The following is a 13,356-nucleotide window of genomic DNA, read 5'->3' on the forward strand; positions in this document are numbered from 1 at the left end:
GGATGGCGATTTTGTTCCTCAAGCCAACAACTTAACCCGTACTCACCGCTATGAAACTCAACAATAGCCCCATCACGCAACATCGGTTTGCAAATCGCACCTTTTTCCTTAAACGAGACGATCTGCTGCATTCGCACTTTTCCGGCAACAAAGCGCGCAAGTTCAGCGCCCTACTCACCCAAGAGCTGCCACAAGTGCGTACGCTAATCAGTTACGGATCCGCCCAAGCGAATTCACTCTACTCTTTGGCGGCGCTGGCGCGTATCAAAGGTTGGCAACTGGAGTTTTATGTCGACCATCTGCCTAGCTGGCTCAAACAGCGGCCGATGGGCAATTATCGCGGTGCGCTGGAGCTGGGCGCGAACATCATTGAAGTGGGCAAACTCGCTGCGGGAATGCACCCGAGCGAGTACATTGAAAAAGTGCGCCAACCAAACGAAACGTGCTATCTGGTGCCCGAAGGCGGGCGTTTTACCTTGGCCGAACAAGGCGTTAAAGAGCTGGCCCGCGAAATCCTCGACTGGACACGCTTTGCCAGCCAGCAGTCATTCGTCGTGGCACTTCCCTCTGGCACTGGCACCACCGCTCTCTACCTGCACAAATACCTCAAGCCACATGGCATCGAAGTGTTGACCTGTGCTTGCGTTGGCGGAGAGCGCTACCTGATTGAGCAGTTTGCTCAGCTTGGAGAGCAAGACTATCCGACCATCCTGACTGCGCCGCGTAAACACCATTTCGGCAAGCTATATCATGAGGACTACCGAACTTGGCAAGCGCTTTTAGACGAAACCGATATTGAGTTCGATCTGCTTTACGATCCCCTCATGTGGCAATGTTTAAGCCCTTGGCTAGCCAATCACCCCGACAAAACGCTCATTTACCTGCACCAAGGCGGGTTGCTCGGGAACGAAACTATGCTGCCCCGTTATCAGCGCAAATGGGGCGATAAATAAATTTCGCTGCGTTTGGAAAATGGCACGAATGTTACAGTCAATTGATGTATGCTTTACAGTAACTTAACGATTGATTGGGAGGCAGCGTTCGTTGAAAGCGAGAATATTACAGCAGTGGTTCCCGGGGTTACTTCAGCTTAAACAGTATCAGCGCGATTGGTTCACCGCCGATCTGCGCGCGGCACTTTCTGTCGTCGCGGTCGCACTGCCAGTTGCCATCGCCTATGCGCAGTTGACTGGCGTCTCCGCCATTGTTGGCCTCTATTCATGCGTATTACCCATGCTGGTTTATGCCTTGATGGGCACATCGAGACAGTTGATTGTCGGCCCAGATGCCGCCACCTGCGCCGTGATTGCCGCGGTCGTCACCCCACTGGCCGCAGGCGATTCCACCAAACACTGGCAATTGGTAATGACCATGACGGCGATGACGGGCATCTGGTGCGTTTTGGCCAGTCGTCTTAAACTCGGCATTCTCGCGGATTTTCTCTCTCGGCCGATATTGCTTGGCCTGCTTAACGGCGTCGCGCTGACCATTATCGTTGGCCAATTTGCCAAAGTTCTCGGCCTCAAGTTTGAGCAGCGCTACCTTTTGGAACGGCTATGGGAAGCGCCAAAATTGCTGAGCGAACTTCATTGGCCAACACTGGCAATGAGTGCAACTACCCTCTTTTTGTACCTGCTGACCAAACGTTTTCGCCCGGGTTGGCCTGCGGCGATGCTGGCAATTGTGGTCACGACCGCAGCGGTGTGGTTTCTCCATCTGGACAGCATGGGGGTGAGCGTGGTTGGCGTAACGCAAGGTGGTTTCCCTGATTTTCAAACCCCGCAATTTGACATTGGCGTGAGCCGCGAACTGGTGGTGCCAGCGCTGAACTTAGCCATGGTCAGCTTTGTCAGCATGATGCTCACCGCGCGCAGCTTTGCCGCCAAAAATGGCTACGACATTGATGCAGATAAAGAATTTCGCGCCTTGGGTTTTGCCAATATTGCGTCAGCGTTCTCACAGGGTTTTGCCATCAGCGGCGCGGACTCACGCACCGCGGTTAACGATGCCAACGGCGGCAAATCGCAACTGGTGTCAATCATCGCCGCCACCGTCATTGCCATCATCGCCGTGTTTGCCTACCAGCCACTGCAATATATCCCAATTGCGGCTTTAGGTGTCGTGTTAGTGATCGCTTCGCTGTCACTGCTCGATCTCAAAGGCATTTGGACATTGAGAAAGCGGGACAAAGACGCGTTTTATCTCGCCAGCGTCACTTTTATTGCGGTGTTAATAGTCGGTGTGATCCCCGGTATCACCTTGGCGGTGTTACTCGGCTTATTCCAGTTTTTGCGCATTGTGATGCGCCCAAGCGACCAAGAGCTCGGCCTAGACGAAGAAGGCACCATCCGCACCATCGACAGCACGGGCAAAGCCAACCCTATCCCCGGCATGGTGATCTACCGTTTCAACTCGCCACTGACCTACTTTAACGCGCCCTACTTTAAACGTCGGCTGCTGGAGTGCACGGAGAAAAACAGCGGCGATGTGGGCTGTGTGGTGGTGGACGCCGTTTCCTGTTTTACCCACCTCGATTTGAGTGTGATGGCGATGCTCTCGGATGTGCATGCAATATTAAAGCAGCGCGGCATCCGTTTGGTGCTCGCCGGGCGAAAACGCAGCCTGCGTAACTGGTGTGAACTCACGGGCATCAGCACCAGTGAAGGCGGAATCCTGCTGCGTGCCGATCTTTATTTGGCGGTCAAACTGAGCGGCTGTTACCTCAGTGCAGTGGGCGATGGCCAAGTGCCCGCAATCCAAAAAGAGCCCGATCCAGAAGCGCCCGCCAAGCCGATCCCCGAAGTGGCTTAAACGGCTGCCACTAAACCGTTTGCTGTTTTGACGGCCTGATTAGCGCAAAACAGCAAACTGGGACACTTATTCTTCGCCCACTTCATCAATACTGAACCCACTTAAATTAGTGGGTTCAACCATGATATTTCGTTACGCCATCACACTGCGCTTTGTGCCCGTTTCGGTGAAAGATGCCTGACTGACCAACCCTAAGCCGGATAAAAAGGCGGTTGCGTCTGCGCGGTTAGAAGCAAATTTAAACTTAGGTGACAGCGCAAAGAGCAGCGCTATTTAAGTGATATGGAGAATTGACGATGAAAACCCTGACAAAAGCTCTCTTCAATTTGTTGCTCTGTTTGAGCGTGAGTTTTCCTTTACACGCCAAAGAGCAGATCATTCACTTTCAAAGTGGCAGCAATACCCTTGCCGGCGTTTATATATCAGCCGAAAAGCCAACCGAAAGCAAAGGGGTGATTCTTTTTGTACACGGTGACGGAGCGCTCAGCTATGACGCCTACGGCTATTATGAGCCAATTTGGCAGCGGCTGATTAACAACGGCTATGCGGTGTTTAGCTGGGACAAACCGGGCGTCGGCAACTCGACGGGCAATTGGCTTAACCAATCAATGCAGGATCGCCAGCAAGAAGTTCACGACGCCATCGCGTTTGTCAAAAACCATTTCCGTCACCAAGCCAAAAGCCTTGGCTTAATAGGCTTTAGCCAAGCGGGATGGGTGGTGCCAGCTGTCGCAAAGAGCAATGATGAGGTGGATTTTTTCATCGGCGTCGGCTTTGCCATCAATTGGTTGCAACAAAGCTGGTACTTAACGAAAACACGCTTAGAAGCGAGTGGTGCAAGCGAAAGCGACATCGCCAAGGCTTATCAGCACCATTTGCAAGAGATTGCTTTTTGGCAAGCTAGTCCCAGCTACGCCGATTACACAGCGCAGTACGCCAACCAGCCCAACTTGATGAGTGAAGAGCGCTTTCACTTTGCCAAACTGAACGCTTTTGCTGATGCGAGCAATGATTACCAAAACCTGACAAAACCCGGGCTCATCTTACTGGGAGAGCAGGACCTCAACGTGGATATCAACCACACCCATCGGCTACTGAGCAAACTATTTCAAGGGCAAAACAGCCTGACCATCAAGCGGATTGCCAACGCCACACACAGTTTACTCAAACATCCGACATTCAATACCCAGACGCCGGGGACTTGGTTTCTCATCAAGCTCTATTGGTATGGCGACGAGGCGTATGCCCGCGAGTTTTTCGACACCCTCGACACTTGGCTTGGCCAAGTTGCACAAGCTCAATGACCCAGGCGTGTGAATAGCGAGCCGCAGCAAGGAGGCTGCTTTTGTATTGTGTTAACCTTGTGCCAGAAATTGCCCTACTCCAGCCATTACCAGAACACTGGCAAAAGCGCTTTGCCGATGCTCTAACGCTGATGCATCAAGACTGTCAGCCCTCACTCAACCGGCGTCAGTCGCCTTTTAGGGGTGGTTTGGACGCCTTCACTTTCACGCGACAGACGATGAATTAACGCATCTCGGCGCAGATCCAGAATTTCATCGATGAGCTTTTCCTTCGCATGGATGCCAAAATGCTCGGCATAATTCTTCACTTTCGTCACCTCTTCGGGATGCAAGCGATAGACATCCTGCTTGAGCCTTGCAACGGCTTCGCTTTTTATCAAACCTCGCTGTTGTAAGAGCTTGATAATGGTCGAATCGGAAGAATGAATTTTTTTACTCATAACAGATCACACTTACTCTTTTGCTGCAAAGCAGCCTGACTAAACTCGCCGCACAAGTTAACCACTTAATATGACAGTAGAATTTCACACCAAAAAATAAGCACAACTCTCATTTTAAATATATCATCCCGCCAAATCCCATGACATTCTGCTACATCTATTGCTCAGCCAAGCGCATACAACCTTATCGATTGGTGCTGGCGCGTCAAGCTGGGCAACTTTTGCAAAAACAACACAAAGGACATAACAACACTATGTGCACACGAATTCTCAACAATATGGATAACAAACAGGTCGCCGTTGCTCGCAACATGGATTGGGAGTTTCACCTTGATGCCACACTGCTCCTGACCCCAAGTGGCGGCAACGCAGTCGGTATGAGCAAGGCCGAACGCAAAAAAGAAGGGCTGATGAAAAAGCAAGTGCTCAAATGGCAGGCAAAATATGCAAGCATCGCCACCTTGCTAGGCGATGACGAAGATGGCTTTGGATTTTGTGATGGTATGAATGAAAAAGGCTTCGTTGCCAACGTGTTATACGACACGAACTGCACCTTTCACCAAGGGTCACTCAGTGACGAGCAAAAAGGCTTGAGTGTTCTACGTTGGGGACAATTTATGCTGGATTGTTTCGCGTCTGTTCGAGAAGCGGTGAGCTATTTCTCGTTCCCAGAACCGGGTATGGAGATCTGCTTTTTCGGCGGCGGCGTGCCCGGTGATCCCAATGCCCCCGCGCAGGTTCATGCAGCGATTTCTGACCAGCATGGTGATTCAGCCATTTTGGAAATTCATGACGGCAAACTGACCATTTATCATCATCGCGACTTTACCGTGATGACTAATGAGCCCGATTATCAGACTCAGCTCAATCTCGATACGTACTGGCGCTATCAGTGGAACAAAACCAAGACAGCGAATCTAAATCCTGTATTTACTGCGCCAGGCGGACATACCTCGGTACAAAGATTCGAGCGTGCTAGCTACTATCGGTTGCTGCAAAACGAGAATTTAACTCAGGTTGATCGTGTTGCTCAGGTGGCGGCGATGATTTCCCCATGTAAAGTTCCGCAAGGGTTTGAAGCGCTGCATCCTAACAATCTTGAAGAGCAATTGGAGAAAAAAGCAGGCATCACCTTCAACTCATTCACTCTATGGACCAACATCAGCGATTGCAGAACTAAGCGCTACTACTTACAAAGCAACGACGCTATTCAAACTGTCTGGGTGGAGTTTCCTAAATCGCTTGAACAAGCACAGTCGATCTGTTTGGACGCCACCTTTAGAGCGGCACAAGTGATGGGCGATGTCACCAACAAGATGACGCCCGTGGTTAGCAATCCACTTCATACCGCATAGTCAAACTTCTCAGTCGCAAGGCAAAACTGATTTTTGCCCGACGCTTTGGCGAGATACAGCGCTTCATCAGCATGCAGCAGCGCGCTACGATGCTGACCCGGTTGATGAAGCGCTAATCCGATACTGACGGTGACTGGCCGCTCAATAGCAAAATCAAAACAGGCGATGCCATCAAGCAGGCGTTGTACTTTCTCCTGCGCCGCTTGTTCACTGTCGGCGTCAATCGAGAAGAGAAACTCTTCCCCACCCCAGCGACCAACCAGATCCCGAGGCTCAGCCGCTTGCTGCAAACAACGCGCAAGATTGATTAATACGCAATCGCCCACATCATGACCCAACAGGTCATTGATCTGTTTGAAGTCATCCACATCAATCATGGCGATCCAACGTGTTTGCTGTACATTGTGCAAAAAATCATCCAAACAGCGACGATTTGCCAAACCCGTCAGTTGATCTTGGGTCGCTAAGTCTTGCAGTTTTTGGTTCGATTTACGCAGAGATTCCAATAACTGACGACGACTATGGTCGTAAAAAAAGCCGACAAAAAACAAAAAGGCAAATATCGTAGTGAAATGGATAAAACTGATGGTTTCAAAGTAGGCGGGCTGCCAAGAGTCCATCGTCGTTAGTACATAAGAGGCAGTGATAAGGTATGTAATGCCGCTAAACCAAGCACCTAGCTTGTAACCCAAAATCAGCATAGAAAGCATCGGGGTGATAAAGATGAAGGCAATGGAAAGTTCGTGGTGCCCTTCCTGAACGATAATCGACATACTCGAAAGGGTCATGTTTAACTGCATGATAAACGCCGCAATCTTTGGCGCTCGACACTCTTTCATCAGCAGCAAACTGATCACACACGAGACCATACCGATGGCCAAGGTGTTACGCATTGGCGTGTTGGGTATGACAAAGATATTGTAGTAGAGAAAGAATAGATTGGTGAAACCGAGAATCATCAAGGAAATGACCAGAAAAGAGTAATCCTTGTAGCGTTCGTCATCGACGCGCAGCTCTAACCATTTTGCGATCCACGCACTCAACATGTATCTTCCTTAATTTGAGACAATTGAGAGAAATTTCATATACGTTAGCATCGTATATTGACAGAAATAATAACGAATTATAGTGAATATTACCGAGTATGCAATTTACAACATTCAAACTATTAAATGGCGTTAATTTTCTAAATCATAATCACAAATTGTCACGTTTTGGCGATCTTCACCGCAGTTTCTTTATTCAAACAAAATGCAAACAACTCATATGCAATAGCATTTATATTAAACAAATCCTATTTACCACATTTTTGTTTACTATTTATTCAAATCTGGTATGGTACCGTTCCCACGAATGACTGTGGGTTCTTTTGAGGTATCTATGAAGCACAACCTTCTATCGACAGCATTTGGAACGTTACTGCTGTTTTCTTCTTTTACTGCTTCTGGAATGGAATCTGATATCACAGCTCGAGTGATCGGCGGTGATAGAGCGCAACCTAACGCATGGCCATTTATGGTCGCCTTAACCCGAAACGGCGCAACTCAGCCATTTTGCGGTGGCAGCCTCATCGCCAATCAATATGTTTTAACCGCCGCGCATTGCGTTGATAGACAAACGCTCGCTTCCGACGTACAGGCGGTGGTGAATGCCTACAATTTTGATGACTTATCTTCTGCGGTTAGAGTCGGGATAAAACAGATTTATCTCCATCAAAATTACCAAACGGCCTTTGATGGCGACGATATCGCCATTTTAGAATTAACTCGTGCCATCAATAATCCTTTACTCACCGTGGCAAAAAGCGATGATTTTAATGAGCTAAACGAAAATCTCTCATTGAATGTGATCGGCTTTGGTAGCCGTCATTATGACCCGGTGAAAAAGGTCAGCAGCGACAACCCAAGAGTGCTTCATCAAGCATCCGTGCCCTTCGTATCTCTGGCAAAATGCAAAGCATCGAACAGTAGCTACAAAAATCTTGGTGACCACGTATTTTGCGCTGGTGAAATCGGTGTTGACAGCTGCCAAGGTGACAGCGGCGGTCCGATTATGTATGACGCCACCAACGGCCTTAAACAGATGGGTATTGTCAGTTGGGGCGTCGGCTGCGGTCTTAACCCCGGAGTCTATACCAAGGTGAGTGACTATCAGAATTGGATTGAGGATCGCACCGCGGGTCTTTCTTATCGTCAAAGTAAAAACATTGGCATCATAGGCCTTGCAGCGAACCGCAAGCACATTTTTACCTTTACCAATCAATCCAACAAAAGTATTGAGCTGAAAAATCCTCAAGCGACGGTCAACGGAAACACTTTGTTAACCATTATCGACCCTGCTAACGACACTTGTTCAGGCCACCTCTCTCCCGGCGAGCACTGCCAAATTGAAGTGGATTACAGCATTGTTGAGTACACACTCGGTCGTGTGTTGCTTGAGTTTGAATCAAGTGACCTAAAAGAAGGAAAAGTCGCCGCGTGGTTAGATTATCATGCGCTTCAGCCCGCCTCTAACGAAGTAAAAAGCTACCTCAAGGCACTACCCAATCACAGCGCTTACGAAAACAATCATCGCTGGCAAGTTGATAGCAAGGTGTTACACAGTGCAACTGACCTAGAAGCCAATCAAACCTCTGAGTTAGTGCTTGATAACCTGCCAAGAGGTGAGTTTTCATTTAATTACTGGATCCAGTCCGATGGCGGGTTAGATTCATTAACGGTTTACTTAAACGGTAAAAAAGAGAAAGTATTCTTCGGCTATACCAATGAAATACTGAGTAAAGGCAGTTATTCGCTTGAAATGTATAGTGCGAGTAACAAAGTTCGATTGGTGTACCACCGCAGTCAAAACAGTAAACAGAGTGATAGCCACGTGAGTCTCACTGAGCTAAAACATCGTCAATTGCTCACCGATATCCTGCAAGAAACGCTGGATCTCATTCGCAGCAATAATAGTAGTGACGCGGGTAGTTTAGGGCTCGGCTCCGGATTGGCTTTATTGGCTATGATGTGGCTGCGCCGATCACGACGCCAATAAGAGCCCTACCCACGTTCTATTAATCACAGCCAAGCGCGCTATTAATCAAAACCAAGTGAGCTATTAATCAAAACCAAGCGAGGTTAAGTCGCTTGGTTTTTTTGCGTCTGATCAACATAATAGGCTCCAAAGACCACCAATAGATGGGTAAGAACGAGAAGAATGTAGCGGAAAAATTCTCCACATATTGTCTTGATCGATAAAGAGCCAGATACGTAAAAATCAGATTAAGTAAGCAATTTCAAGAGAAGATAGCGTGAGTAAAAAAATTGGCCTGTACTGGTTTACCAACGATTTACGAGTGAACGATAACCCGCTACTTGAGCAAGCCGCACAGCAAGTAGATCGCTTGATCTGTTTGTACTGTTATCCCTCGCTTACGCCATTTTTGGCGCGCTACGCCCAGCAAACACAATGGGGCGAAGCCAAAAAAAGGTTTCTCAACCAAACCTTGGCTGACTTAGATCATTCGCTCAGTACGCTAGGCCAAAAGCTTTGGGTGACGCCACTTTTGCCCTATCAGGCGCTGCGCCATCTACTGGCTCAAGTCGAGATTACGGATATTTATGTGGATGCAGTGGCGGGCTCAGATGAACGCCAAGCTATCGCGCGCATTCATCAGGACTTTCCTTCTGTGCTCATCCACCAGCAAGCTCTGCGCAGCTTATTGAGTGAGCCGCAGTTGCCGTTTGCACTTGAGGCGCTACCGAGCACCTTTACCCAATTTCGCAAGCAAGTAGAAACGCTCTCCCTCTCTGCGCCGATGGGTTATCCGCGTGTTTTACCACCCCTTGAGCAAGGCTGGCAGTTGCCTTTGCTGGACATTGTTGCCGAGCCGAATCACAGCGCCTTTATCGGTGGTGAGCAAGCAGGGCTGACGCATTGCCAACACTATTTCTCCTCCATGCTCCCCAGTCGCTATAAAGAGACGCGCAATGGGTTAGACGGCATGGATTATTCCACTAAGTTTTCGCCTTGGCTCGCGCTCGGCGCGGTTTCGCCAAAAACCATTTATGCCATGTTGCAGCGTTATGAAGCTGTACATGGCGCGAACGATTCCACCTACTGGATTTTCTTTGAGTTACTGTGGCGTGAATATTTTTACTGGTACGCGCGGCGCTATGGCGCAAAACTGTTTCGCTTCTCTGGGATTGGCGAGAAAAAACCGCTCACCAGTTTCTATGCGCAGCGCTTTTTACAGTGGAAGCACGGAGTAACGCCTTTCCCCATTGTGAATGCCTGTATGCGGCAACTGAATCAAACGGGTTACATGTCCAACCGTGGTCGACAGTTAGTCGCCAGTTGCCTAGTCAACGAACTAGGCTTAGATTGGCGCTATGGTGCCGCTTATTTTGAAACTCAGTTGATGGATTACGATGTCGGATCCAACTGGGGCAACTGGCAATATTTGGCGGGAGTCGGAGCCGATCCACGCGGCTCGCGGCAATTCAACCTCGCCAAACAGGCGCACACTTACGATCCAAAGGGCGAATTCGTTGCCAAATGGTGCGGAACGGAGTGTGGCAAGCTAAATGCTCTGGAAAATTTGACGCTTGATAGTGTCGATATGGTTGACTGGCCAATCGCCGCCAACGCGTCTCTTCTTATCCATCATCCTCAAAATAAGGAAAGCTCATCATGAATATCGTGATCATCGGTGGCAGCGGCGGTATTGGTTTGGCGATGGTGCAAGAAGCGCTGAACCGGTTTAGTAAGGCCAACGTGCATGCGACTTACCATAGTACTACGCCGACGTGGCAGCACCCGCGGCTGACTTGGCACGCACTCGATGCCACCCAAGAAGCGCAGGTACAAGCCCTGAGTGAGCAATTTAGCCAAATCGATTGGCTTATCAACTGTGTCGGCGTACTGCATACGGCAAGTAAAGGACCAGAAAAGAACCTCAATGCCTTAGATGCGGATTTTTTCCTCTACAACCTGACCCACAATGCCTTGCCTAGCCTACTGCTTGCCAAGCATTTCACCGCCAAACTGAAGCAGAGTGAAGCGGGCAAGTTTGCCACGCTTTCCGCCAAGGTCGGCAGTATCAGTGATAACCAACTCGGCGGTTGGTACAGCTATCGCGCCTCGAAAGCGGCGCTCAATATGCTGCTGAAAACATTAGCGATTGAATGGCAACGTTCACTGAAAAAAGGCGTGGTATTGGCACTGCATCCCGGCACAACCGACACCAAACTCTCTGCGCCGTTTCACAGCAATGTCGCCCCAGAGAAACTGTTCAGCCCCGCCTGTGTTGCGCACGATTTGATTGGCTTGATTGCAGCGGCAACGCCTGAACAAAGCGGCGGATTTTATGCCTATGATGGCAAGGAGCTTCCTTGGTAACTTACGGCGCGAGCCATACACAAGAGAGTTGAATCATTAAGTTCGTTACCATTGATTACACCAATTAATCCAATCGAGGCAAGTGATTGGACATGCCCGTCCACTCTTTGCAAAGATACGCTGGTGAAACCACAACACTCTCTCGCTATTGAAAGCTGAAAGCCAATTTTGGCTTTGTTGTGACCAATCTGCCCTTAACTCGTTGCTTATCATTTTTTAAGTAAAACAAGGTCTATCTACTTTCTAAAAAACCAAAAAACATAGGTTCGGGGGACGCCCCCAACCATTTCGTTTGCTATCAGGAGAATGAAATGCAATACCTCGCAAAGTTAAAAGTAAGGACGCGTTTGGCTCTAGGCTTTGGTACGTTAGTCGCTCTGATGGGCGTACTGACCATCATTGGTATTCAAAAAGTCAATTTTATCGACATGAGCTTAGAGGAGGTGACCGACATCAACTCCGTGAAGCAGCGCTACGCCATCAACTATCGAGGCAGTGTTCATGACCGAGCGATTGCGATTCGTGATATAGCGATGGCGCGAAGCTCTGAGGAAATTGGTCTGTTTGAGGATGATATTCGCCATTTGGAAAGCTTCTACCAACAATCTGAGCAAAACATGCAACGTATGATGTCTGACGGCGTTCCGTTTTCAGCGATGGAAAGAGACATTCTGCGACGAATTGATGAAATACAAGCCAAGACTCTACCTCTGGTGCAAGAAGTGATTGTGAAAAAATCGAACGGTGAAGACGTCACGCCGCTCCTGCTGGATAAGGTTCGGCCAAATTTCGCCAACTGGTTACAGGCAATCAATGAATTTATTGATTATCAAGAATCACTCAATCAGCAACTAACACCGATAGCGCGAGCACAAGCCAATGGATTTCAAAGCCTGATGCTGGCTTTAAGCGGTATCGCGGTTGTGATCTCCGCACTGGTGGGTTTTATGATCGAACGCAGTTTTCGTCTTTCCTTAGGCAGCGAACCGTATGTGGCGCAAAATGCGATTCAGTTAATGGCCAGCGGCGAACTCACTCAGCACTATGAACCCAGTGAACGCGGTAGCATTCTCTATTCTCTGTCACAGATGTCCGACAAACTGAGCTCGATTGTGCTCAATATCCGCCGCGCATCAGAGCAGTTGGCAACCCAAGTAGAAGCCGTTTCTAGCGGCTCTAGCTCGGTGTTTGATTCAGCGCAGCAGCAGGCTATTCTGACTCAGAATATGGCAGCTCAGTTAGAAACCATGCACGCGAGTATTGATGACATCGCCAAAGTGGTCAGCCTTACAGAGCAAAACTCGGTCAACACATCGGACAATGCGCGCGATGGTCGCGTTCGCATAGCGGCGGTTGCAGAACAAATGCTTTCTGTCACCACAGCGGTCAATGACACCGTGGCTCAGGTCAAACAACTTGAGGCAAAAACGCGCGATATCGGTGGAATCGTCAATATGATCAGCGGTATTTCAGAGCAAACCAACTTGCTTGCGCTCAATGCGGCAATAGAAGCAGCACGTGCAGGTGAATCCGGACGAGGTTTTGCCGTGGTAGCCGATGAAGTGAGAAACCTAGCCAAACGCACTGGCGAAGCGACAACACAAATTGAAGCGATGCTCAAAGAAGTGCAGGCCCAGACTGTGGCGAGCGTGACCGCCATGGAGAACACACAACCTAAAGTCGAGAGTTGCCAGAAAAATACCGCGGAAGCAAGCCAGCTGCTGGTGAGCATTGAGCAGCAGTCTCAGGACTCACTCAATCGAGTGCGTGACGTTGTCATTGCCACCGATGAGCAAGTGGAAGTGGTTCGCGAGTTAGTCGTCGCCATGCAACAAATCTCCAGTATGTCGAACGAATCCATTCGCTTAATGGAGAACAACCAAGTCGCCAGCCAGAACTTGAATGCCCTTTCCAACCATCTCAAACAGGAAGTGGCCTTCTTCAAAGTGTAACGAGAACGGCTTGACCTATAAAAACGTAAAAAGCTCAGTATGTTGCCATGCTGAGCTTTTTTGAGCGCCTTAGGCTGCCAATATTTCAATGTACGATTTAGCGCCTCGATTC

At 49.0% G+C, this 13,356-nt stretch carries 10 protein-coding genes; 8 read left to right on the forward strand and 2 right to left on the reverse strand.

Going from position 1 to position 13,356, the window contains the following annotated elements; translation table 11 throughout:
- Positions 1-50: 50 nt before the first annotated feature.
- The 3 genes from UF06_RS01570 to UF06_RS01580 all read left to right on the forward strand — a co-directional run bounded on the left by UF06_RS01570 (position 51) and on the right by UF06_RS01580 (position 4,115).
- Positions 51-953: a pyridoxal-phosphate dependent enzyme gene (locus tag UF06_RS01570; RefSeq protein WP_045568876.1), complete on the forward strand. Its 903-nt coding sequence runs from the start codon at positions 51-53 to the stop codon at positions 951-953.
- 91 nt (positions 954-1,044) lie between these two features.
- Positions 1,045-2,811 carry a SulP family inorganic anion transporter gene (locus UF06_RS01575; protein WP_045568877.1) on the forward strand — a complete coding sequence of 589 codons (1,767 nt, stop codon included), beginning with the start codon at positions 1,045-1,047 and terminating at the stop codon, positions 2,809-2,811.
- Between the two features lie 296 nt (positions 2,812-3,107).
- Positions 3,108-4,115: an alpha/beta fold hydrolase gene (locus UF06_RS01580; RefSeq protein ID WP_045568878.1), complete on the forward strand. Its 1,008-nt coding sequence runs from the start codon at positions 3,108-3,110 to the stop codon at positions 4,113-4,115.
- 152 nt (positions 4,116-4,267) lie between these two features.
- On the opposite strand, the gene UF06_RS01585 is transcribed toward UF06_RS01580, so the two are convergent.
- Positions 4,268-4,555 (reverse strand): hypothetical protein, encoded by a 288-nt coding sequence (locus tag UF06_RS01585; protein ID WP_045568879.1) that lies wholly within the window; start codon positions 4,553-4,555, stop codon positions 4,268-4,270.
- Positions 4,556-4,809: 254 nt separating this feature from the next.
- Between UF06_RS01585 and UF06_RS23120 the strand changes: the two genes are divergently transcribed.
- Complete coding sequence (locus UF06_RS23120; protein WP_171816681.1) at positions 4,810-5,910, forward strand: linear amide C-N hydrolase; 1,101 nt, start codon at positions 4,810-4,812, stop codon at positions 5,908-5,910.
- Here UF06_RS23120 and UF06_RS01595 read toward each other — a convergent pair.
- Complete coding sequence (locus UF06_RS01595) at positions 5,898-6,956, reverse strand: GGDEF domain-containing protein (RefSeq protein WP_045568880.1); 1,059 nt, start codon at positions 6,954-6,956, stop codon at positions 5,898-5,900. The genes UF06_RS23120 and UF06_RS01595 overlap by 13 nt on opposite strands.
- Positions 6,957-7,290: 334 nt before the next feature.
- Between UF06_RS01595 and UF06_RS01600 the strand changes: the two genes are divergently transcribed.
- The 4 genes from UF06_RS01600 to UF06_RS01615 all read left to right on the forward strand — a co-directional run bounded on the left by UF06_RS01600 (position 7,291) and on the right by UF06_RS01615 (position 13,244).
- Entirely contained in the window at positions 7,291-8,946 is a 1,656-nt protein-coding gene (locus UF06_RS01600; RefSeq protein WP_045568881.1) for a trypsin-like serine protease, read from the forward strand.
- 256 nt (positions 8,947-9,202) lie between these two features.
- Complete coding sequence (locus UF06_RS01605; RefSeq protein WP_045568882.1) at positions 9,203-10,588, forward strand: DASH family cryptochrome; 1,386 nt, start codon at positions 9,203-9,205, stop codon at positions 10,586-10,588.
- Positions 10,585-11,292 carry an SDR family oxidoreductase gene (locus tag UF06_RS01610; RefSeq protein WP_045568883.1) on the forward strand — a complete coding sequence of 236 codons (708 nt, stop codon included), beginning with the start codon at positions 10,585-10,587 and terminating at the stop codon, positions 11,290-11,292. Before UF06_RS01605 ends, UF06_RS01610 begins: the two co-directional genes overlap by 4 nt.
- A 311-nt stretch (positions 11,293-11,603) precedes the next feature.
- On the forward strand, positions 11,604-13,244 hold the full coding sequence (locus UF06_RS01615; RefSeq protein WP_045568884.1) for a methyl-accepting chemotaxis protein: 1,641 nt from the start codon (positions 11,604-11,606) through the stop codon (positions 13,242-13,244).
- The last annotated feature ends 112 nt before the right edge of the window (positions 13,245-13,356 follow it).

Source organism: Vibrio sp. S234-5 (genome assembly GCF_000960595.1).
Classification (GTDB): Bacteria; Pseudomonadota; Gammaproteobacteria; order Enterobacterales; family Vibrionaceae; genus Vibrio.